The 20,651-nt window shown below is 70.6% G+C and carries 19 protein-coding genes; 11 read left to right on the forward strand and 8 right to left on the reverse strand.

What is annotated here, in order from left to right; all coding sequences use genetic code 11:
* Positions 1-4: 4 nt before the first annotated feature.
* The 4 genes from EZH22_RS16680 (at position 5) to EZH22_RS16695 (ending at position 4,442) form a co-directional block, all read left to right on the forward strand.
* On the forward strand, positions 5-1,210 hold the full coding sequence (locus tag EZH22_RS16680; protein WP_203191662.1) for an ABC transporter substrate-binding protein: 1,206 nt from the start codon (positions 5-7) through the stop codon (positions 1,208-1,210).
* A gap of 65 nt (positions 1,211-1,275) precedes the next feature.
* Positions 1,276-2,157: a branched-chain amino acid ABC transporter permease gene (locus EZH22_RS16685; RefSeq protein WP_203191663.1), complete on the forward strand. Its 882-nt coding sequence runs from the start codon at positions 1,276-1,278 to the stop codon at positions 2,155-2,157.
* Positions 2,158-2,164: 7 nt separating this feature from the next.
* Positions 2,165-3,166 (forward strand): branched-chain amino acid ABC transporter permease, encoded by a 1,002-nt coding sequence (locus tag EZH22_RS16690; protein WP_203191664.1) that lies wholly within the window; start codon positions 2,165-2,167, stop codon positions 3,164-3,166.
* 208 nt (positions 3,167-3,374) lie between these two features.
* Positions 3,375-4,442 (forward strand): winged helix-turn-helix transcriptional regulator, encoded by a 1,068-nt coding sequence (locus tag EZH22_RS16695; protein ID WP_203191665.1) that lies wholly within the window; start codon positions 3,375-3,377, stop codon positions 4,440-4,442.
* Positions 4,443-4,464: 22 nt separating this feature from the next.
* Here the strand turns inward: EZH22_RS16695 and EZH22_RS16700 are convergent, their stop codons facing one another.
* Positions 4,465-5,667 carry an ABC transporter substrate-binding protein gene (locus EZH22_RS16700; RefSeq protein WP_203196589.1) on the reverse strand — a complete coding sequence of 401 codons (1,203 nt, stop codon included), beginning with the start codon at positions 5,665-5,667 and terminating at the stop codon, positions 4,465-4,467.
* 406 nt (positions 5,668-6,073) lie between these two features.
* Here EZH22_RS16700 and EZH22_RS16705 point away from each other — a divergent pair, with 406 nt between their 5' ends.
* From EZH22_RS16705 to EZH22_RS16725, 5 genes are read left to right on the forward strand one after another with little or no spacing between them, the layout of a single operon-like run.
* On the forward strand, positions 6,074-6,532 hold the full coding sequence (locus EZH22_RS16705; RefSeq protein WP_231711009.1) for an acyl-CoA thioesterase: 459 nt from the start codon (positions 6,074-6,076) through the stop codon (positions 6,530-6,532).
* Positions 6,533-6,542: 10 nt separating this feature from the next.
* Positions 6,543-7,316, forward strand: a complete 774-nt coding sequence (locus EZH22_RS16710) for an enoyl-CoA hydratase-related protein (protein ID WP_203191667.1) — start codon at positions 6,543-6,545, stop codon at positions 7,314-7,316.
* A gap of 21 nt (positions 7,317-7,337) precedes the next feature.
* A complete protein-coding gene (locus EZH22_RS16715) occupies positions 7,338-8,099 on the forward strand; it encodes an N-acyl homoserine lactonase family protein (RefSeq protein WP_203191668.1) in 762 nt (253 codons plus the stop codon).
* A gap of 57 nt (positions 8,100-8,156) precedes the next feature.
* Positions 8,157-8,909: an SDR family NAD(P)-dependent oxidoreductase gene (locus EZH22_RS16720; protein ID WP_203191669.1), complete on the forward strand. Its 753-nt coding sequence runs from the start codon at positions 8,157-8,159 to the stop codon at positions 8,907-8,909.
* Between the two features lie 47 nt (positions 8,910-8,956).
* Positions 8,957-10,498: a class I adenylate-forming enzyme family protein gene (locus tag EZH22_RS16725; RefSeq protein WP_203191670.1), complete on the forward strand. Its 1,542-nt coding sequence runs from the start codon at positions 8,957-8,959 to the stop codon at positions 10,496-10,498.
* A 463-nt stretch (positions 10,499-10,961) separates the two neighbouring features.
* Here EZH22_RS16725 and EZH22_RS16730 read toward each other — a convergent pair whose 3' ends face one another.
* The 3 genes from EZH22_RS16730 to EZH22_RS16740 are packed head-to-tail and all read right to left on the reverse strand — an operon-like array spanning position 10,962 to position 14,697.
* Complete coding sequence (locus EZH22_RS16730; RefSeq protein ID WP_203191671.1) at positions 10,962-13,346, reverse strand: xanthine dehydrogenase family protein molybdopterin-binding subunit; 2,385 nt, start codon at positions 13,344-13,346, stop codon at positions 10,962-10,964.
* Positions 13,343-13,825, reverse strand: coding sequence for a (2Fe-2S)-binding protein (locus EZH22_RS16735; protein WP_203191672.1), 483 nt, complete (start codon positions 13,823-13,825; stop codon positions 13,343-13,345). Before EZH22_RS16735 ends, EZH22_RS16730 begins: the two co-directional genes overlap by 4 nt.
* Positions 13,822-14,697, reverse strand: coding sequence for an FAD binding domain-containing protein (locus EZH22_RS16740; RefSeq protein WP_203191673.1), 876 nt, complete (start codon positions 14,695-14,697; stop codon positions 13,822-13,824). The genes EZH22_RS16735 and EZH22_RS16740 overlap by 4 nt, the downstream gene beginning before the upstream one ends.
* A 137-nt stretch (positions 14,698-14,834) precedes the next feature.
* Here EZH22_RS16740 and EZH22_RS16745 point away from each other — a divergent pair, with 137 nt between their 5' ends.
* Positions 14,835-15,965, forward strand: coding sequence for a zinc-dependent alcohol dehydrogenase family protein (locus EZH22_RS16745; RefSeq protein WP_203191674.1), 1,131 nt, complete (start codon positions 14,835-14,837; stop codon positions 15,963-15,965).
* Positions 15,966-16,007: 42 nt separating this feature from the next.
* Positions 16,008-16,832 carry an SRPBCC family protein gene (locus EZH22_RS16750; protein WP_203191675.1) on the forward strand — a complete coding sequence of 275 codons (825 nt, stop codon included), beginning with the start codon at positions 16,008-16,010 and terminating at the stop codon, positions 16,830-16,832.
* Positions 16,833-16,849: 17 nt separating this feature from the next.
* On the opposite strand, the gene EZH22_RS16755 is transcribed toward EZH22_RS16750, so the two are convergent.
* The 4 genes from EZH22_RS16755 to EZH22_RS16770 all read right to left on the reverse strand — a co-directional run bounded on the left by EZH22_RS16755 (position 16,850) and on the right by EZH22_RS16770 (position 20,391).
* On the reverse strand, positions 16,850-17,995 hold the full coding sequence (locus tag EZH22_RS16755) for a benzoate/H(+) symporter BenE family transporter (RefSeq protein ID WP_203191676.1): 1,146 nt from the start codon (positions 17,993-17,995) through the stop codon (positions 16,850-16,852).
* 102 nt (positions 17,996-18,097) lie between these two features.
* A complete protein-coding gene (locus EZH22_RS16760) occupies positions 18,098-18,943 on the reverse strand; it encodes a penicillin-binding transpeptidase domain-containing protein (protein ID WP_203191677.1) in 846 nt (281 codons plus the stop codon).
* Positions 18,943-19,782: a 3-methyl-2-oxobutanoate hydroxymethyltransferase gene (panB, locus tag EZH22_RS16765; protein WP_203191678.1), complete on the reverse strand. Its 840-nt coding sequence runs from the start codon at positions 19,780-19,782 to the stop codon at positions 18,943-18,945. Before panB ends, EZH22_RS16760 begins: the two co-directional genes overlap by 1 nt.
* Positions 19,783-19,824: 42 nt before the next feature.
* On the reverse strand, positions 19,825-20,391 hold the full coding sequence (locus EZH22_RS16770; protein ID WP_203191679.1) for an NnrU family protein: 567 nt from the start codon (positions 20,389-20,391) through the stop codon (positions 19,825-19,827).
* Positions 20,392-20,651 lie beyond the last annotated feature (260 nt).

Consider the following 20,651-nt stretch of genomic DNA (forward strand, 5'->3'; position numbering starts at 1 on the left):
ACAGATGCGTCTTGCAGCCATTTTCCTGGCGGCCAGCTGCCTTGCGGGCGCCGGCGCGGCCAGCGCACAGACACCGGTGAAGATCGGCGTGCTCAACGACCAGTCCGGCCTCTACGCCGACCTCGGCGGCCAGGGCTCGGTCTGGGCCGCCAAGAAGGCGGTCGAGGACTTCGGCGCCGCCGCCAAGGGCCTGAAGGTGGAGGTCGTCTCGGCCGACCACCAGAACAAGGCGGACGTGGGCACGTCCATCGCCCGCCAGTGGTACGACGTGGACGGGGTGGACGTCATCCTCGACGTGCCCAATTCCGGCGTCGCCCTCGCGGTCGCCGGCGTGACCAAGGAAAAGAACAAGGTCTTCATCAATTCCGGCGCCGCCAGCTCCGACCTCACCGGCAAGGCCTGCACGCCCAACACCGTGCACTGGACCTACGACACCTGGGCGCTGGCCAACGGCACCGGCAAGGCGATCGTGAAGACCGGCGGCGACACCTGGTTCTTCCTCACCGCCGACTATGCATTCGGGCACGCGCTGGAGCGCGACACCTCCAAGGTGGTGACCGAGAACGGCGGCAAGGTGGTGGGCTCCGTGAAGGTGCCGCTCAACAATGCCGACTTCTCGTCGTTCCTGCTGCAGGCGCAGAGCTCCAAGGCCAAGATCGTCGGCCTCGCCAATGCCGGCGGCGACACCATCAACTCCATCAAGCAGGCGGCCGAATACGGCATCGTCGAGCAGGGCCAGAAGCTCGCGGGCCTGCTGATCTTCCTCACCGACGTGCATTCCCTCGGCCTCAAGACCGCGCAGGGCCTGACCCTGACCGAGGCCTGGTACTGGGACCAGACCGACGCCAACCGCAAGTTCGCCGACGCCTTCGCGGCGGCCAACGGCGGCAAGCGCCCCACCATGGTGCAGGCCGGCGTCTATGCCGGCACGCTGCATTACCTCAAGGCGGTGGAAGCTCTGAAGTCGGCCAAGGACGGCGCCGCCGTCGTGGCCAAGATGAAGGACATCCCCACCGACGACCCGCTGTTCGGCAAGGGCGAGGTGCGGGCCGACGGGCGCACGATTCATCCCATGTACCTGTACGAGGTGAAGAAGCCTTCCGAGTCCAAGGGCCCGTGGGACTACTACACGCTGAAGGCCACCATTCCGGCGAACGAGGCCTTCCGCCCGCTGAGCGAGAGCGATTGCCCGCTCGTCAAGAAGGGCTGAACCTGAAACACCGGCGGGCTGGCCTTCAGGGCCGGTCCGCCTCTTCCTGACGAGACGGATCATCGATGTTCGAGCTACTCGGCATTCCCCCCCAGGCCCTGTTCGGGCAATTGCTTCTGGGCCTGATCAACGGCGCGTTCTACGCCATGCTGAGCCTCGGGCTCGCGGTGATCTTCGGCCTTTTGAACGTGATCAACTTCACCCACGGCGCCCAGTACATGATGGGCGCGTTCGGGGCGTGGATGCTGCTCAACTATCTGGGCATCCCCTTCTGGGGGGCGCTGGTGCTGTCGCCGATCATCGTGGCGATCATCGGCATGGCCATCGAGAAGACGCTGCTCAAACGGCTCTACCATCTCGATCACCTGTACGGCCTGCTGCTCACCTTCGGCCTCGGCCTCATCATCGAGGGCCTGTTCCGCCGGCAGTACGGCTCGTCGGGCCTGCCCTACAACAACCCGCTGCCAGGCGGCACCAATCTCGGCTTCATGTTCCTGCCCAACTACCGCGCCTTCGTGGTGGTGGCCTCCCTCGTGGTCTGCATCGCCACCTGGTACGTGATCGAGCGCACCAAGCTCGGCTCATACCTGCGCGCCGCCACCGAGCGGCCGGACCTGGTGCAGGCCTTCGGCATCGACGTGCCGCGCATGATCACGCTCACCTACGGCTTCGGCGTGGGCCTTGCCGCCCTCGCCGGCGTGCTCGCGGCGCCCGCCTACCAGGTGAGCCCCACCATGGGCTCCAACCTCATCATCGTGGTGTTCGCGGTGGTGGTGATCGGCGGCATGGGCTCCATCATGGGCGCCATCATCACCGGCTTCGGGCTGGGCGTCATCGAGGGCCTCACCAAGGTGTTCTACCCCGAGGCCTCGTCCACCGTGATCTTTGTCATCATGGCCCTCGTGCTCATGGTGAAACCCGCCGGCCTGTTCGGCACGGCCAAGTGAGGGCGCGATGAGCACTTCATCCTCCACCCATCCCGCTCCCCCCGCCGCCGCCGCTCCCGCAGAGGCGGGCGTGAACTACGGGCTCGTGTTCGGCATCCTCGCCGTCCTGGTCCTGCTGGTCGCGCCGTTCGGCGTCTACCCCGTGTTCCTGATGAAGGTGATGTGTTTCGCGCTGTTCGCGTGCGCCTTCAACCTGCTGCTCGGCTATACGGGGCTCCTGTCGTTCGGCCACGCCATGTTCTTCGGCGGCTCGGCCTATGTGTGCGCCCACACCGTCAAGGTGCTGGGCTTCTCGCCGGAGCTGGGCCTCGCCGCCGGCGTCCTGTTCTCGGTCGTGCTGGGCTTTCTCGCCGGGCTGCTGTCCATCCGCCGCCAGGGCATCTACTTCGCCATGGTGACGCTGGCGCTGGCGCAGATGTTCTTCTTCTTCTGCCTCCAGGCCAAGTTCACCGGCGGCGAGGACGGCCTGCAGGCGGTGCCGCGCCGGGCGCTGTTCGGCCTCATCGACATCTCCAAGGACATCAACCTCTATTACCTGGTTCTGGCGATCTTCGTGTTCGGCTTCCTGGTCATCTACCGGGCGATCCACTCGCCGTTCGGCCAGGTGCTCAAGGCCATCCGCGAGAACGAGCCCCGCGCCATCTCGCTGGGCTACCGGGTGAACCAGTACAAGCTGCTCGCCTTCGTGCTCTCGGCGGCGCTGGCGGGGCTTGCCGGCTCCACCAAGGTGCTGGTGTTCCAGCTGGCCTCGCTCACCGACGTGGCCTGGCAGATGTCGGGCGAAGTGGTGCTGATGACCCTGGTGGGCGGCATGGGCACCATCCTCGGCCCGGTGGTGGGCGCGGCGGTGATCGTGACCATGCAGAACTACCTGGCCGGCCTCGGCGAATGGGTGCTGGTGATCCAGGGCGTCATCTTCGTCCTCGCCGTCTCCCTGTTCCGCCGCGGCTTTGTGGGCGAGATCATCGCCATCGCCCAGCAGATGAAGGCCCGCAAGTCGCAGGGCTGACATCCGCGCCACCGCGGTTCCCGCTTTCGTCCCGCGGCCGGCCTTGCGCCCGCCGCGGGATTTTCGTTTCGGGGGGCCGGCGTCTCAAGGGCCCGCGTCCGGGAGGCGGGGGCGGATGCGCCGAATTGCCTCCCCGCGGCGCGTGCGGTCGGGCCGGGTTGATACTATATCTGGACCGAAGCAGAGCCGCGCAGGGACAGGAGCGCCCATGTCGACCGAGGAGCGCGCCAGCGTGCCGCGTGACGCGCGCAGTGGAGTGCGCAGCCGCGGCGGCGCCCAGCTGTTCGAGCGCAACTGCTCGGTGGGCCGCACCATCGCCATCGTGTCCGATGCCTGGAGCTTCCTCGTCATCCGCGAGGCGTTCTTCGGGGCGCGCCGGTTCGAGGAGTTCCGCACGGCGCTGGGCCTGCCGCGCGGCACCCTCTCAGAGCGGCTGAAGCGCCTCACCCTGCGCGGCATCTTCCGGCAGGTGCATTATTCCGCCAAGTCGAGCCGGGTCGAGTATCACCTCACCCGCTGCGGCATGGACCTTTATCCGAGCTTCGTCGCCCTGATCGGCTTCGGCGACCGCTGGCTGGCCGGGCCGGAGGGGCCGCCGCTCAAGCTCATCCACGCCACCTGCGGGCAGGCGTGCCAGCCCTATGTGGCCTGCTCCCACTGCCTCGCGGAGGTGAAGGCGACGCGGGTCACCTATCGCGACGGGCCGGGCGCCGGCCGCACGCCGCTGGAGCCCATGAAGCGGGCGCGGCGCACGGCCGAATCGGCGAACTTCTCCCGCGGGCGGCCGAGCTCGGTGTCGCGCGCGCTGGAGATCATCGGCGACCGCTGGAGCTTCCTGATCCTGCGCGAGGCGTTCTTCGGCGTGCGCCGGTTCGACCAGCTGCAGAGCGAATTGAAGATCGCCCCCAACATCCTCACCGAGCGCCTCTCGCGCCTGGTGGCGCGCGGGGTGTTCGAGCGGCGCAAGTACCAGGACCTGCCGGAGCGCCACGAGTATCGCCTCACCGAGATGGGCAAGGACCTCTACGGCGCCTTCATCACCATGGCGGCCTGGGGCGACCGGTGGCTGGCGGGCGGGGATCCGCCGCTCATCCTCACCCATCGCGACTGCGGCCACGATTTCAGCGCCGTGGTCATCTGCGACCGCTGCCGCAAGCCGATCGAGGCGCACGCCATGCGCTACCGGCTGAACTACGATCCGGCCCGGTTCGGCGCGCCCCAGGCGGGCGACCGCATGGAGCGCATCTTCGTGGACGCGGCGCCCGGCGAGGACTGACCGCCCGGCGCCGCCGCGCGCCTCACGGCTTCTTCACCAGCGGGCAGGCGCTTTCCGACAGCGGGCGGAAGGCTTTCTCGCCGGGAATGACGCTGACCAGCTTGTAATAGTCCCACGGGCCCTTGGATTCGGCCGGCGTCTTCACCTGGTAGACGTACATGTCGTGGATGAAGCGGCCGTCCGCGCGGATGGTGCCGCCCTTGGCGAAGAAGTCGTTCACCTTCAACTCGCGCATCTTGGCCATCACCGCCTGCGCCTCGTCGGTGCCGGCGGCCTGGACCGCCTTCAGGTAGTGCATGGTGGAGGAATAGTCGCCGGCATCGCCCATGTGCGGCTTGCGGCCCATCCTCGCCTCGAACTTCTTCGAGAAGGCGCGGGTCTCCTCGTCGCGGTCCCAGTAGAAGGCATTGGTGAGAACCAGCCCCTGCGCCGCCTGAAGGCCCATGGCGTGGATGTCGGTGATCCACACCAAAAGCCCCGCCAGCACCTGCTTGCCGGACTGGGTGAGGCCGAAGTCGCGCGCCGCCTTCACCGCGTTGATGAACACGGTGCCGGAGCCGGCGACCGCCACCACGTCGGCCTTCGAGCCCTGGGCCTGGAGCATGAACGAGCCGTGGTCGAGGGTGTTGATGGGATAGCGCACCGCGCCCACCACCTCGCCGCCGCCGGCCTTCACCACGGTGGCGGTGTCGGCCTCCAGCGCGTGGCCGAAGGCGTAGTCGGCGGTGAGGAAGAACCAGCGCTTCTTGCCCTGGCGGATCAGCTCGTTGCCGGTGCCGACGGCCAGCGCGTAGGTGTCGTAGGCATAGTGGATGGAATTGGGCGTGCAGGCATCGCCGGTGAGGCGCGAGGAGCCCGAGCCGTTGACGATGGCGATGCCGTTCTTCTCCCGCGCGACCCCGGCAACGCCGATGGCCACCGCCGAATTGATCAGGTTCGCGATCATGTCCACGTGATCGACATCGAACCATTCCTTGGCCTTGGCGATGGCGATCTCGGTCTTGTTCTGGTGGTCGGCGACGATGACCTCGATGGGCCTGCCGAGCACCTTGCCGCCGAAATCCTCCACCGCCATCTTCACGGCGGTGACGGAGCCCTCGCCCGCCTCGTGGGAGAACTGGCCCGACATGTCGGTCAGGACCCCGATCTTCACCACGTCGTTCGAGATTTTGCCAGGCTGCGGCTGGGCCAGCGCCGGCAGCGGCACCGCGAGCGCGGCGCACATGAGGGTGATCTGGGCGAACTTGGGCATCGTTTCCTCCGGTGTCCCCGACTGGCGCGCGCCCTTCTGCGCATTGGGGCCGCAGCGGGCCTGCCGGCCGGCTGCGTGCGCCATGTCCATTTCTTAGGTGAACCTAATGCTTGAGACTGCTCGACGGCTCGTCTGTCGCAATGCAGCAAAGCCTTTGATCGCTTGGAATAACCGTCATCTACGGGGGGTACCCACGGCAGAAACTCTCAAGACGGCGTTGACAAGAGCATTTTTAGTCTATTAATGCAAGCTATGAATTGATCGTCGGAACCGGTCCTCCGGCGGCGCCCTGGGAGGGAGATGAGCGTGCGAGGTTTCGATGCTTGCGGGGATCGTCCGCGCCGCGCAGCCGGCGCCGCGCCCGGCCGGGAGACCGGCGGTGAGTGAGCGCGCGGCCCCACACCGCCGCGCCGACTATCGCCACTTCCGGAAGATCACCACGCGCTGGATGGACAACGACGTCTACCGGCACGTGAACAACGTGGTCTATTATTCCTTCTTCGATACGGCAGTCGGCCATTACCTGATCGAGGCTGGCGCATTGGACATCGAGACCAGCCCGGTGATCGGCCTCGTCGCCGAAACCCGCTGCCAATACTTCTCGTCCCTGTCGTTTCCTTCGCTGGTGCATGCCGGCCTGCGCGTCGGCCGGCTCGGCACCTCAAGCGCGCGCTACGAGATCGGCCTGTTCCGCGACGATGACGACCTCGCCTGCGCGCAGGGCCATTTCATCCACGTCTATGTGGACCGCGCGACCAACCGCCCGGTCCCCTTGCCGGAGAAGCTGCGGGCGGTGCTTTCTGTCCTCCTCGTCGCGCCCCGCGACGGCGCGCTTTAGGAGGCCCGCTGTGTCCGATATCGAAGTCGCCGTTCACGACCATGTCGCCACCGTCACCCTGAACCGTCCGACGCAGCGCAACGCCATGACGCTGGCCATGTGGCAGGACGTGGCGCGCCTCTTCTCCACGCTGGGCGCCGACCCGGAGGTGCGGGCGATCCTCCTCGTCGGGGCGGGCGCCGATTTCTCCGTGGGCGCCGACATCTCCGAGTTTCCCAAGGTGCGCCACACGGTGGAGCAGTCCATCGCCTACGAGGAGGCGGTGGACGCCTCCTCGGACGCCATCGCCGGCGCCGGCAAGCCCACCATCGCCGTGGTCTCGGGCTATTGCCTCGGCGGCGGCTGCCACCTCACCATGTCCTGCGACTTCCGCTTCGCCGCGCCCTCCGCCATCTTCGGCATTCCGGCGGCGCGGCTGTCCATTGTCTACGGCGTGCGCAGCACCCAGCGGCTCTTGAACCTCGTGGGGCTGGCGCAGGCCAAGCGCCTGCTGTTCACCGCCGACCGGCTGGATGCCGCCGCCGCGCTGAAGACCGGATTCGCCGACGAGGTGGCGGACGACGCCCCCGCCGCCGCCCGCGCCTTCGCCGCCAGGATCGCCGCCAATGCCCCGCTCTCCGTGGCCGGCGCCAAGTTCATCCTCGACGGCCTCGCCATGGGTCCGGGGGCGCTCGACGTGACGGCGGCGCAGCGGCTCATCGACGAGGCCTCGCGCAGCTTCGACTACCAGGAAGGCCGCGCCGCCTTCGCCGAGAAGCGCCCGCCGCGCTTCCAGGGGCGCTGAGCGCCGGGAGGGAGACTAGCCATGAAGATGCATGTCCTGAACGGCGGGCGGTTGCGGATGAAGAAGCACGTCTACCAGCCCGACGCCGACCGCGCCGAGACCATCGAGCTGCCCGTGTCCTCGTTCCTCCTGCGCCATGCGCAGGGCAACGTGCTGTTCGACACCGGCTGCAACCCCGCCGTGGTCACCGATGCGGAGGGCCGCTGGGGCGGGGTGGCGCGGGCCATGACGCCGATCATGGGCCCCGACGACAACGTGGTGTCGCAGCTCGCCTGCGTCGGCCTCGCGCCGGACGACATCGACGTGGTCATCTGCTCCCACTTCCATCCCGACCATTGCGGCTGTAACGGCTTCTTCCGCAAGGCAACGGTGGTGGTGCACGCGCTGGAACTCGCCGCCGCCAAGGCCGAGAACGCCCAGGCCGCCGGCTACCTGGCGGTGGACTGGGACCAGGGCAATCCCCTGGAGCTGATCGAGGGGGAGAAGGACCTGTTCGGCGACGGCCGCGTCACCCTCATCCCCCTGCCGGGGCACACGCCGGGGCTCACCGGGGCGCTGGTGACGCTGGATCGCGACGGGCCGTTTTTGCTCGCCTCGGACGCGGTGAGCCTCAGGTCCAGCCTCGACGCCGGCGTGGTGCCCAAGAACACCTGGAACGTGGAGCAGCACGTGAAGACCATCGTCGAGATCCGCCGGATCGAGGCGGCGGGCGCCACCGTCCTGTGCGGCCATGACGACGCGCAATATGCGGGCCTGCGCAAGGGCGCCGACGCCTACGAATAGGCCGGCCGCGCGCCGTCCCCCGCCATCGCTCAACACCTGCAACGAGGCACGATTTCCATGGACCTGAACCTGAAGGGCAAGGTGGCCCTCGTCACCGGCGGCGCGCGCGACGTGGGCCGCGAAATCTCCCTGGCGCTCGCCGGCGAGGGCGCGATGGTGGCGGTGAACTACCGCAACTCCGCCGAGGAGGCGCAGGCGGTGGTGGACGAGATCGCCGCCCGCGGCGGCCGCGCCAAGGCCTACAAGGCGGACGTGGCGGATCTCGCCGAGGTGAAGACCATGGTGGACGCGGTGGCGGCCGATTTCGGCGGCCTCGACATCGTCGTCAACAATGCGGGCCTTGCCATCCGGCAGAAGTTCACCGACAGCACCCAGAAGGAATGGAAGAGCCAGATCGACACCTGCCTTTATGGCGCCATCCACCTGGCGCACGCGGCGGTGCCCTATCTGGAGAAGAGCGGAAACGGGCGGCTCATCGCGGTGGTGGGGGACTCCTCGCGGGTGGGTGAAAGCGGCCTTGCCATCGTCGCCGCGGCCCGCGCCGGGGTGATCGCGCTGATGAAGTCGCTGGCGCGCGAGCTCGGCCGCTCCGGCGTCACCGCCAACACCATCTCGCTCGGCCTCATTGAGACCGCCCACGACAAGTCCTGGGTGGAGGCCAACCGCGACAAGCTGACGAAATTCTACCCCCTGCGCCGCCTCGGCCAGCCCGAGGACATCGCCCCCACGGTGGCGCTGCTCGCCTCGCCGAAGGGCTCGTGGATCACCGGGCAGGTGGTCTCCATCTCCGGCGGCTTCTGCATGGTGTGACCACGACCGCGACCTCAAGAGCGCGGCGGCCAGAACGGGGAGGCTTCATGCTCCAGGCGGACTTCATCGCTCCCATCGCGGAGCTGCTCAGGCGCCACGCGGCGGCGCGCGGATCGAAAGTCGCGTTCCGCGACGCGGCGGGCGGCGTCACCTATGGCGACCTCGACCGGCGCACCGGCAACCTCGCCGGGCATCTGGCGACGCTGGGCGTCGGCGCCGGAGACCGGGTGGCGATCTTCCTGCCCAACGGCGTGGCGTGGGTGGAGGCGTGCCTGGCCATCGCCCGCGCCGGGGCCATTTCGGTGCCCATCTCTGCCGAGGCGAGCCCGGCGGAGATCGCCTACCGCCTCACCGATGCCGATTGCCGCCTCGTGGTGACCACCGCGTCCCGCGCCGGGCAAATCGAGGCCCTGCGGGGGCAGGCGCCCGGCGTCGGCGCCCTCGTCCTCACCGATGCGCCGGCGGGCGATCCTCTCGGCTTCGACCACCTCGCCGGGACTGCCCCGCCGCTGCCGCCGCGCGACCCCGACGATATCGATGCCGCCGGCTTCATCATCTACACCTCGGGCACCACCGGGCGGGCCAAGGGCGTACTGCTGACGCCCCGCAGCATGCTGTGGATCACCGCGGCCTGCTGGGGGCCGGTGGTGGGTCTGTGCGAGCACGACAGCGTGCTCTCGCCGCTGCCGCTGTTTCATTCCTACGCGCTGAACTTCTCGGTGCTCTCCATCCTCGCCGTGGGGGCGAGCGAGTACATCCTGGAGAAATACTCCACCCGCGAGGCATTGCGCCTGCTGGAGACCGGGGAATTCACCGTGTTTCCCGGCGTGCCCACCATGTTCCACTATTTGATGGAGGCGGCACAGGCGGAAGGACGCACCAGCCTCAACGGCCTGCGCGTGTGCGTCTCGGCCGGCGCCATCCTGCCGGCGACGCTGAACGCCACCTTCGAGGCCGCCTTCGGCGTGCCGCTGCTGGACGGCTACGGCATCACCGAGACCTCCACCATGGTCACCATGAATTCCGCCGGCGGCACCCGCATCATGGGTTCGTGCGGCCTGCCGCTGGCGGGGGTGGCGCTGCGCATCGTCGACCCCGCCAGCCTGCGCGACCTCGACGCGGGCGAAGAGGGCGAGCTGATCGTGCGCGGGCCGAACGTCATGCTCGGCTACCACAACAAGCCCGAGGAGACGGCCAAGGCCCTGCGCAACGGCTGGTACCACACCGGCGACCTCGCCCGGGCCGACCGCAACGGCTTCGTCACCATCACCGGGCGGCTCAAGGACCTGATCATCCGCGGCGGGCAGAACATCGCCCCCGCCGAGATCGAGGAGGTGGTGCTGGCGTTTGCCGGGGTGCTGGACTGCGCCGTCGCCGGCATCCCCCACGCCCAGCTCGGCGAGGTGCCCGCCCTCTACGCGGTGTCGCGCGAGGGGGCGCTCGACGTGGAGGCGCTGCTGGAGCACTGCCGCGCGCGCCTCTCCGCCTACAAGATCCCCCACATGGTGCACCAGGTGGACGAGATCCCCCGCACCGGCTCCGGCAAGATCATCCGTTTCCGGCTGCGGGAGATGGTGCGGGAGGGGTGAGGCACCGGCCCGCCCCCTCTCCCCTTGCGGGAGAGGGTTGGGGTGAGGGGTCACAGGCTCTCTCCCGGTTCGGAGAAGTTGCGCCCAGCGGCACCATCCCCCTCACCCGTCTCGCGGCTATGCCGCGATCCACCCTCTCCCGCGAGGGGAGAGGGGAAAGGCGGCGGCAGAGCCTCATAAGACACCACCGCCGGGCGGCCTGGCACCGGCCCGCCCCCTCTCCCCGTGCGGGAGAGGGTCGGGGTGAGGGGGCAGGCTCTCTCCCGGTTCGGAGAAATTGCGCCCAGCGGCACCAGCCCCCTCACCCGTCTCGCGGCTGCGCCGCGATCCACCCTCTCCCGCGAGGGGAGAGGGGAAGAGGGCACCGCCCGCTGCGCGGTGAGCCCTTGCGCTGGGTCCCTGCGCGGGGGCCCGGCTCGCAGTCCGCTACCCCTGCAGTCGGCCGCGTCGGCACAGCCCCGCCTCATCCCATCCCCTTCGCCCGCGCCGCCTCCACCAGCCGGAAGATGCGGTCGGGGGTGACGGGCAGGGTGTCCACCTCGATGCCGAGATGGGACAGCGCGTCCGACACCGCATTGGCGATGGCGGCGGGGGCGCCGATGGTGCCGCCTTCGCCCATGCCGCGGAAGCCGCCGAGGGTGTTGGGCAGCGCCGCCTCCACATGGACGATGCCGATGTCCGGCACGCTGGTGGCGACGGGAACCAGATAGTCGGCAAGGCTCGCGGTGACGAGCTGGCCGTCGTCGTCGTGCACCACCTCCTCCAGCAGCGCCGCGCCGATGCCCTGTGCCACAGCGCCGTGCACCTGCCCGTCGACGATCATCGGATTGATGAGGCGCCCGCAATCCTCCGCCACCGCGTAGCGGGTGATGGTGACGCCGTAGGTTTCGGGATCGATCTCCACCATGGCGAGATGGGTGGAGGAGCAGGCGGTCCCCAGATACGGATCGTAGGTCTCGGCGGCGACGAGGTCCTCGCGCTGGTCGTGGGGGATGCGCCCCATCTGCGAGTAGACGGCGTTCGCCACCTCCTTCACCGTCATGGTGGCGTTGGAGGAGCGGGCGCGGATGATGCCGGCTTCGGCGTCGAGGTCCTCCACCGGCACCTGCATGAGATGGGCGGCGGCCTTCAGCAGCTTGCCGCGCACCACCCGCGCCGACTTGGTGGCGGCGCCGCCGCCGAGCACCGCGGAGCGGCTGGCATAGGTGCCGGTGCCCATGGGCACGAGGGCGCTGTCGCCGTGCTGGATCTCCACGTCCTCCAGCCGGCAGCCGATCTCGTCGGCGACGATCTGCGCCAGCGTGGTCTCCAGCCCCTGCCCGTGGGAGGAGATGCCGAAGGCGGCGGTGACGGCGCCGGTGGCGTCGATGCGGATGGCGGCGGTCTCGGTGCCCGTATTGATGGGCATGCCCGGCGCCACCGCGATGCGCGAGCCGATGCCGGTGAGCTCGGCATAGCTCGCAAGGCCGATGCCGACCCAGCGCCCGGCCGCGCGCGCGGCATCGCGCGCCTTCACCAGCGCCGGATAGTCCACATGCCGGCACACCGCCTCCAGGCACTCCTGGAAGGCGGAGCGGTCCCAGATGATGCCGGAGCCGGTGCGGTAGGGGAATTCCTCGGTGGTGACGAGGTTGCGTCGGCGCATCTCCACCGGGTCGAGCCCCAGCGCGCGCGCCGCCATGTCCATCAGCCGCTCCATGGCGAAGGTGGAGGATGGCCGGCCGACGCCGCGATAGGGGCCGGTGGGGGGCTTGGGCGTGAGCACGCCGCGCACCCGGCCGCGATAGTGCTCCATGCGGTAGGGACCGGGCAGGAAGCTCACCACCTGCACCGGTTCCAGCGCTCCGGTCCAGGGATAGATGGAATAGGCGCCGATGTCGCCGATGACGTCGGCGTCGAGGCCCAGCAGCCGCCCGTCCGCGTCCACCGCGAGCCGGGCGTCGATCCGCTCGTCGAACGCCTGGCTCATGGCGGTGAGATCCTCCATGCGGTCGGCGACGAACTTGACCGGCCGCTCCAGCTTGCGCGCCAGCACGCAGACGAGCATTTCCTCGTGGTTCAGCGAGCCCTTGCCGCCGAAGCTGCCGCCCACGTCCGGCGCCACCACCCGCATGCGGTTGCCGGGCAGGCCGAGGCTCGACGCCAGCACGTCGCGGATGATGCCGGGGATGTTGGTGGTGGAATGCAGCGTCAGCGCCTGGCGCCGCCGGTCCCACTCGGCGAGGTAGGCGCGGTTCTCCATGGGCGCGGGGCTCTTGCGCGTCATGCGGAAGCGGCCGTGCACCGTCACCGCGGCTCGCGCGAACGCGGCGTCCACGTCGCCGCGGGCGAAGGTGCGGGCGACGATGACGTTGGTGCCGGCCTCCTCGTGCAGCAGCGGGGCGTCGTCCTGCGCCGCCTCGGCCGGGCGGATGGCGAAGGGCAGGGGCTCGTAGTCGATGACGATGTGTTCCAGCGCATCCTCGGCGGCGTAGCGGCTCTCCGCCACCACCGCCACCACCGGCTCGCCGATATAGCGCACCTTGCCCTGCGCCAGCGGGCGGAAGGGCGTCGCGTAATAGCCCGTCATGCGGGACGTGGGGATGGCCGGGGCCATGTCGGCGTCGAGGTCGCTCGCGTCGAACACGCCGACCACGCCCGGCACGGCGAAGGCCTCGCCCGCCTCGATGCCGCGGATCAGGGCATGGGGCTGGTCGGAGCGGCGGATGGCCACGTGCAGGGTGCCGGGGGGCGTGATGTCGTCCACGTAGCGCCCGCAGCCGGTGAGCAGGCGCGGATCCTCCGTGCGCTTGATGCGCTGGCCGACGAGCCTGGGCCGCAGCTCCACCGAGGCGTCGATGCCGGTCACTTGAGCGGTCCCCTCTCGCGCGCCAGCTCGCGCACGGCGTTGACGATGTGCTCGTAGCCGGTGCAGCGGCAGATGTTGCCGGACAGGGCCTCGCGGATCTGCGCGTCGCTCTCCAGAGCGTGGTGGCGCAGCATGTCGGTGATGGTCATGAGGAAGCCCGGCGTGCAGAAGCCGCACTGGAGGGCGTGATGGTCGCGGAACGCGGTCTGCACGCGTCCCAGCGCCTCCATGCTGCCGAGGCCCTCCACGGTGTCGATGGTTGCGCCGTCCGCCTGCACCGCCAGCATCAGGCAGGCGCGGGCGCTGCGCCCGTCGAGGAGGATGGTGCAGGCGCCGCACACCCCGTGCTCGCAGCCCACATGGGTGCCGGTGAGGCCCAGCTCGTGGCGCAGGAAATCGCTGAGCAGCAGGCGCGGGTCCACCGCGCGGGTGGTGCTCAGGCCGTTGACGGTGACGGTGATCTCGGCCCGCGCGCTCATGCCGGCAGCTCCCCGGCGCGGGTCCAGGCATCCTTGAGCGCCCGGCGGGCGAGCACGCCGGCGAGGTGCCGGCGATAGTCGGCCGAGGCGTTGAGGTCGCCGGTGGGGGTGATGGCGGCGCGCAGGGCGTCCACCGCTTCATCCAGCCGCGCCGCGTCCAGGGTGGCGCCTTCCAGCAGGGCCTCCACCGCGCCCAGGCGCGCCGGCATCTCGCCCACCCCCATGACGGCGAGCCGCACGTCGTGGGCGCGGCCGTCGCGCCGCTCCAGCGTCACCGCCACCGCGGCGAGGGCGTAGTCGCCGTGGCGGCGGGCGAATTCCTCGAACCCCCAGCCGGTGCCGGGAGGCGGGATGTCCATCTCGATCTCGGTGACCATCTCGTCCGGCTCCAGCGCGGTGGCGAGCGAACCGACGAAGAAGTCGCGCGCCGGAAGCGTGCGCGATCCGCGCGGGGAGGTGATGGCGAGGGTGGCGTCGAGCAGCAGGCTCATCATGGGCATCTCGGCGGCGGGATCGGCATGGCAGACGCTGCCGCAGAAGGTGCCGCGATTGCACACGGTGAGGTGCGCCACGTGCTTCATGGCGGCGTGCAGCACCGGCACGTGGCGGGCGATCAGCGGGTCCTCGGCGGTCATGCGGTGGCGCACCAGCGCCCCGAGGGCGAGCCGGTCGCCGCGCCGCGCGATGCGGTCGAGGCCGGCGATGCGGTTGATGTCCACCAGCACGGAGGGCTGCACCAGCCGGAAATTCATCATCGGCATCAGGCTCTGGCCGCCGGCCATCACCTTGCCGTCGCCGCCCGCGCGGGCGAGCGCCTCCACCGCATGGGCGACGCTCTCGGCGCGAACATAGTCGAACCGGGCGGGCTTCATGCGTTGTGCTCCGGCATCGGTGTTTCCATTCCCTAGTGACTTGCATTATTAGACTATGATACTGCATGTCAAGCCGCCGCGCGCCGGAGCGGCCCCGCCGGGCCCACCGTGCGCGACGCCAGGGAGGAGCCCGCGCCATGAAGATTTCCGCCGCCGTCCTGCGCCACATGGGCGCCGCGCACCCTTATGCCGACAGCCGGCCGCTGCGGGTGGAGCAGGTGGAGCTCGACCCGCCGGGCCGGGGCGAGGTGCTGGTGAGGATCGCCGCGGCCGGCCTATGCCATTCGGACCTCTCGGTGATCAACGGCAGCCGCCCGCGCCCTCTGCCCATGGCCATCGGCCACGAGGCCGCCGGCACGGTAGTGGAGGTGGGCGAGGGGGTGGACGACCTCGTTCCCGGCGACCATGTGGTCATGGTGTTCATGCCCAGCTGTGGCCACTGCCAGCCCTGCGCGCAAGGGCGTCCGGCCCTGTGCGAGCCCGGCGCCGTGGCCAACGGCAAGGGCCGATTGCTGTCCGGGGCGGTGCGCCTGCATTGCGCCGAGGAGATTGTGCACCATCACCTCGGCTGCTCCGCCTTCGCCGATCATGCAGTGGTGTCGCGCCGCTCATTGGTCCAGATAGACAAGGATATCCCCTTTCCCGTCGCCGCCTTGTTCGGCTGTGCCGTGCTCACCGGCGTCGGCGCGGTGGTGAACACGGCGCGGGTGCGGGCGGGCGAGAGCGTGGTGGTGGTGGGCCTCGGCGGGGTGGGCCTTGCCGCCGTGCTCGGCGCCATGGCTGCCGGCGCGTCACAGGTGGTGGCGGTGGACCTGTCGGCCGAAAAGCTGGAGCTCGCCTCCGCCATCGGCGCCACCGCCGTGGTGGACGCCCGTGCCCCGGACGCGGTCGAGCAGGTGCGGGCGCTGACCGGCGGCGGCGCCGACTTCGCCTTCGAGTTCGCCGGCTCGGCCCGGGCGCTGGAGAGCGCCTACCAGATGACGAAGCGCGGCGGCACCACCGTCACCGCCGGCCTGCCGCCGCCGGATGCCACCCTGCCGGTCAACATCGTGAGCCTGGTGGCGGAGGAGCGCACGGTGAAGGGCTCCTATATCGGCACCTGCGTGCCGGTGCGCGACGTGCCGCGCTACATCGCCCTCCACAAGGCCGGCCGCCTGCCGGTGGACCGGCTGATGAGCGGCACCATTCCGCTTTCCGACATCAATGCCGGCTTCGACCGCCTGCACGACGGCTCGGTGGTGCGCCTGGTGGTGGATTTCGACAGCTGAGGCGGCGGGCAGACAGGACGGCGACGACAGGGAGGAACCAACATGGACATGAGCGGCGAGCAGCGCATCCCGGCGCCGCGCGAGGCGGTGTGGCGGGCGCTGAACGATCCGGAAATCCTTAAGGTCTGCATCCCCGGCTGCCAGGAGCTGGTGAAGACCTCCGACACCCAGATGACCGCCACGGCGGTGATGAAGGTGGGCCCGGTTTCCGCCCGCTTCCAGGGGGCGGTGACGCTCTGCGACCTCGACCCGCCCAACAGCTACCGCATCTCCGGCGAGGGGCAGGGCGGGGTGGCCGGCTTCGCCAGGGGCGAGGCGCGGGTGCGCCTTGAGGCGGACGGGGACGACACCATCCTGCATTACGAGGTGGCGGCGCAGGTGGGCGGCAAGCTCGCCCAGCTCGGCGGCCGGCTCATCGACGCCACCGCGCGGCAGATGTCCGCCGCCTTCTTCAAGCGCTTCGCCGCCGAGGTGGCCGCCGCCGAAGTGGTTGCCGGGGAGGAGGCTCCGGCCGGGGCGCAGGCCGCGCCGCCGGCCGGCGTGGCCGGGGACGGGGCTTCGCCCGCCGCACCCGGCGCCTCCGCCTCGGCTGCAACGCCCGCCGCGCGCCGGGCGAGCGTGCGTCCGGAGCCGCCGCCCGGTCTCTTCGACCAGCTCAAGGGGGCGGGGCCGGTGCTGGTGGCTCTCATCGCGGCGCTGGCATGGCTGCTGTTCGGCGGGCCGGTGCCGGGGATGGGGGCGTCGCAGGTTTCGGCGGATTTCACCGCGGCGCTGCACCTGATCATCGTCGCCGCCATCGGCTACCTGTTCGGCCGCCAGAGCCGCGCCGGCGCGCCGCGCGTGGTGGTGGTCGAGCGCGAGCGGTAGGCGGCGCGCCGCCGCCCTCAGCGCCGGCGCAGGGCGTCGAGGCCGATGATCAGCAGGCCCGCCGCCAGCCCGAACACCGGCGCGCCGAGCCCCAGCGCCGAGATGCCGGAGGCGGTGGTGGCGAAGGTGGCCACGGCGGCGATGCGGTGCTTCTCCTCGTTCAGCGCCGCCGTCAGCGCGCCGGTGAGCGGGGACAGCAGGGCAACGCCGGCGATGGTGGCGACGAGCGCCGGCGGCAAGGCGGCGAACACCCCCACCATCGAGGCGCCCGCCGCCGCCAGCAGCACGTAGAAGCCGGCATAGACCGGCCCCGCCACCCAGCGCCGCCTGGGGTCCGGATGGGTCTCCGGCCCGGTGCACAGGGCGGCGGTGATGGCGGCGAGGTTGGTGGCGTGGGCGCCGAAGGGGGCGCTGACCATGGAGGCGACGCCGGTGGCGGCGAGGATGGAGCGCACCGGCGGCGTGTAGCCGCTCGCCCGCAGCACCGCGAAGCCGGGCAGGTTCTGCGACGCCATGGTGACCAGGAACAGCGGCACGGCGAGGCCGAGCAGCACCGGGCCGTCGAAGCGCGGCGTGGTCCACACCAGCGCCGACAGCTCGGGCGCGGGCATGGTCCCGACCCGCCCCAGCAGCAGCGCCCCGCCGATGCCGGCGACGAGGGCGGCCGGCACCGCCCAGTTGGGCGAAAGCCGCCGCACGACGAAGAACACCGCGATCACCGGCAGCACCAGCGCCGGGCTCGCCACCGCATGCTCGGCCAGCGCCATCACGAAGCGGGCGAGCACGCCGGCGAGCATGGCCGCCGCCACCGCCACCGGAATGCGCGCCACCAGCGCGCCCAGCGGCCGGATGGCGGCGCACAGCACCACCAGCAGCCCGGCGACGAGGAAGGCGCCGGTGGCCGCCTCCATGCCCATGCCCGAGCCGAAGCCGGCCACCAGCGCCGCCCCCGGCGTCGACCAGGCGGTGATGATGGGCATGCGGTGGCGGATGGAGAGCCACGCGCTGGTGCCGGCGATGGAGAGGCAGATGGCGCAGACCCAGGACGAGGCCTGCCCGGGGCTCGCCCCCACCGCCGCCGCGGCGGCGAGGATGATGGCGAGCGTTCCGCCGAAGCCCACGAGCGCCGCGATGAAGGCGGAGACGATGACGGAGACGCGCACGGCTTGAAGTCCTTGCCGGGGACGGGGGAGGGAGGGGGAGAGAGAGAGGGGGGAGGACGAACGGAAGGGATGGAGGAGGAGACGGGCCGCGCGCGGCGGCGCTCAGGGCGCCTGCGCCCCCAGCACCGGGACGAGGGCCGCCAGCGTCTGCCGCTTCGCCACCAGGCCGAGGGGCTCGGGGGAGGGGATGTCGAGGGCGGTGTAGCGCACGAACACGGCGGTGCGGCCCGCCTTCTGGGCGAAGCCCACGAACCAGCCGAACGGCCGCCCGCGGTCGACGGCCCCCTCGGCGGTGCGGCCGAAGCCGGAGCCGGTCTTGCCGAAGGTGAGCCAGCCCGCCGGCTGGGCGTCGAGGGCCAGGATGCGCATGGTCTCGCGCACCGCGTCGGCGGAGACGGGGAGCTCGCCCTTCAGCATCTTGCGCAGGAAGTCGATCTGCTCGCGCGGCGACAGGCGCAGGGAGGAGGAGATCCAGAAGCGCGCGAGCGGCTCGTCGTCGCCCTTCACCCCGCCGATGTTCTCGCTGCCGTAGGCGAAGGCCTTGAGATAGTGGGCGATGCGCTCGGCGCCGAGCTGGCGGGCCAGCACCTGCGAGTACCAGACCACCGAATTCTGCATCCAGGAGCGCGGCGTCTGCGGCCCGCGCGTCTCCGGCCGGGAGAGATCCGCGTCCGGCGGCGGCTCGATCACCGGCTGGCTGTCGCTCTTCAGCAGCCCGGCATCGAAGCCCATGAGGGCGAGGGCCACCTTGAAGGTGGAATTGGGCGGATGGCGCGTGGCGCACAGGCCCTGCTTCGCCAGCACCCGGCCGGTTTCGAGGTCGGTGACGAGCAGGCAGTCCTCCGCCGCCCGCGCCGGGGCGGCGGCCAGCACCGCGCCGGCGACGAGGGACAGGAGCACCGTGAGGTGCGCGCGGCCCGGCGCACGCACAGCCGCCGCCTTCGCCATCAGGAGGCTTTCGCCGGCTTCACCAGGCGCGGGGCATAGGTGTGCTCGGCGGCGGGGAAGGTGCGGGCGCGCACCTCCTCCGCATAGGTGGCCACCGCCTTCTCGATGTCGGGGCCGAGATTGGCGTACTTCTTCACGAACTTGGGCACCCGCTCGCCGAGGCCCAGCATGTCCTCGAGCACCAGGATCTGGCCGTCGCAGGCCGGGGAGCCGCCGATGCCGATGGTGGGCGGGGCCACCTCCTCGGTGATGCGGCGGGCGAGCGGCTCGGCGATGGCCTCCAGCACGATGGAGAAGGCCCCGGCCTCGGCGATGGCGCGGGCGTCGTCGAGGATGATGCTGGCCTCCGCGTCGTCGCGGCCGCGGGCCTTGAACGAGCCCAGGGTGTTGATGGCCTGCGGGGTGAGGCCCACATGGCCCATCACCGGCACGCCGCGATCCACCAGGAAGCGCACCGTCTCGGCCATGCGGCGGCCGCCCTCCAGCTTCACCGCGCCGGCGCCGGTCTCCTTCAGCACCCGGGCGGCGGTGTGGAAGGCCTCGGTGGGGCTGGCCTCGTAGCTGCCGAAGGGCAGGTCGACCACGATGAGCGCGCGCCGGGTGCCGCGCACCACGGCGCGGCCGTGCACGATCATCATTTCCACCGTGACCGGCACGGTGGTCTCCAGCCCGTGCATCACCATGCCCAGGCTGTCGCCCACCAGGATCAGGTCCACGTGGCGGTCGAGCAGGCGCGCGGTGTGGGCATGGTAGGAGGTCAGCGACACGATGGGGTCGCCGCCCTTGCGCGCGTGGATCTCCGGCGCCGTGACACGGCGGGCATCGGCCTGAGTGGACATGGCGTTCCTCTTTTCGCGTTCCGGACCGTGTCGTCGCCCGCCTCAGAGGACGGGAACGCCGATCACATAGGGATGGAATAGGTAAGCGAGCGCGGCATAGAGCACCAGCCCCCCGCCCACGGCGAGCGCATCGCCCGCATAGTTCTTCGGCGCCACCGGCAGCGGCGCGCCCCGGCGCTTCGCCGCGATGCGCAGATAGACCGCCCAGGCCAGCACCGCGCCGAACAGCACCATCGAGGCGGCATCGCCGTTGGCGAGCAGGTGGGCGAGCGCCCAGGTCTTCACCGCCACCAGCAGCGGGTGCTTGAGGACGGCCTTGATGTGGCTCGGCACATAGGCCGCCACCGCGCAGATGCAGGCCAGCAGCATCAGCAGCAGGGTGAGATGGCGCATTCCCGCCGGCGGGGTCCAGATGACGGCCGAGCCGGAGGCGCGCCACAAGGCGAAGCCGTAGGCGGTGAGCAGCAGGCCGCCGGTGGCCACCAGCGAGAAGAAGCCCTTGTACGGGCCTTCCCCCAGGCGGCCGATGAGCTGAGCGCGCAGGCCCCGGAAGCTTCCCACCACGTGAATGCCGAGGAAGACGAACAGGCCGAGCAGCATCATCACCATGGAACCGTCTCCACGCACCGCAAAGGGGCCGTCGCCGGAAAAGCCGCTCCGGCGCCCGCGGGCCGGCGCGGACAGTAGTGCGCGGGGCGGGTGCTTGTCATCCGTGCCGTCGCGTCCGGCGCGGCGTCGGCGGGCGGCGGGGCGCCCCGGAAGTCCGCCCCGGCCTCACGGCAAAGTGCTTGACCGGAAAGGGGTTTGCAGCCTTGCGTTGCAGCGGCGGCGTGGCAGTATCCCTGCCCGGTGGGGAAGAGGGGCGAAAG

This window comes from Xanthobacter dioxanivorans (assembly GCF_016807805.1).
GTDB lineage: Bacteria > Pseudomonadota > Alphaproteobacteria > Rhizobiales > Xanthobacteraceae > Xanthobacter > Xanthobacter dioxanivorans.

Coding starts and splice junctions, on each gene's coding strand:
- EZH22_RS16680 (WP_203191662.1), top strand. CDS start 5: ATGCGTCTTGCAGCCATTTTCCTGGCGGCCAGCTGCCTTGCGGGCGCC.
- EZH22_RS16685 (WP_203191663.1), top strand. CDS start 1,276: ATGTTCGAGCTACTCGGCATTCCCCCCCAGGCCCTGTTCGGGCAATTG.
- EZH22_RS16690 (WP_203191664.1), top strand. CDS start 2,165: ATGAGCACTTCATCCTCCACCCATCCCGCTCCCCCCGCCGCCGCCGCT.
- EZH22_RS16695 (WP_203191665.1), top strand. CDS start 3,375: ATGTCGACCGAGGAGCGCGCCAGCGTGCCGCGTGACGCGCGCAGTGGA.
- EZH22_RS16700 (WP_203196589.1), bottom strand. CDS start 5,667: ATGTGCGCCGCGCTCGCGGTGCCGCTGCCGGCGCTGGCCCAGCCGCAG.
- EZH22_RS16715 (WP_203191668.1), top strand. CDS start 7,338: ATGAAGATGCATGTCCTGAACGGCGGGCGGTTGCGGATGAAGAAGCAC.
- EZH22_RS16720 (WP_203191669.1), top strand. CDS start 8,157: ATGGACCTGAACCTGAAGGGCAAGGTGGCCCTCGTCACCGGCGGCGCG.
- EZH22_RS16725 (WP_203191670.1), top strand. CDS start 8,957: ATGCTCCAGGCGGACTTCATCGCTCCCATCGCGGAGCTGCTCAGGCGC.
- EZH22_RS16735 (WP_203191672.1), bottom strand. CDS start 13,825: ATGAGCGCGCGGGCCGAGATCACCGTCACCGTCAACGGCCTGAGCACC.
- EZH22_RS16740 (WP_203191673.1), bottom strand. CDS start 14,697: ATGAAGCCCGCCCGGTTCGACTATGTTCGCGCCGAGAGCGTCGCCCAT.
- EZH22_RS16745 (WP_203191674.1), top strand. CDS start 14,835: ATGAAGATTTCCGCCGCCGTCCTGCGCCACATGGGCGCCGCGCACCCT.
- EZH22_RS16750 (WP_203191675.1), top strand. CDS start 16,008: ATGGACATGAGCGGCGAGCAGCGCATCCCGGCGCCGCGCGAGGCGGTG.
- EZH22_RS16760 (WP_203191677.1), bottom strand. CDS start 18,943: ATGGCGAAGGCGGCGGCTGTGCGTGCGCCGGGCCGCGCGCACCTCACG.
- panB (WP_203191678.1), bottom strand. CDS start 19,782: ATGTCCACTCAGGCCGATGCCCGCCGTGTCACGGCGCCGGAGATCCAC.
- EZH22_RS16770 (WP_203191679.1), bottom strand. CDS start 20,391: ATGGTGATGATGCTGCTCGGCCTGTTCGTCTTCCTCGGCATTCACGTG.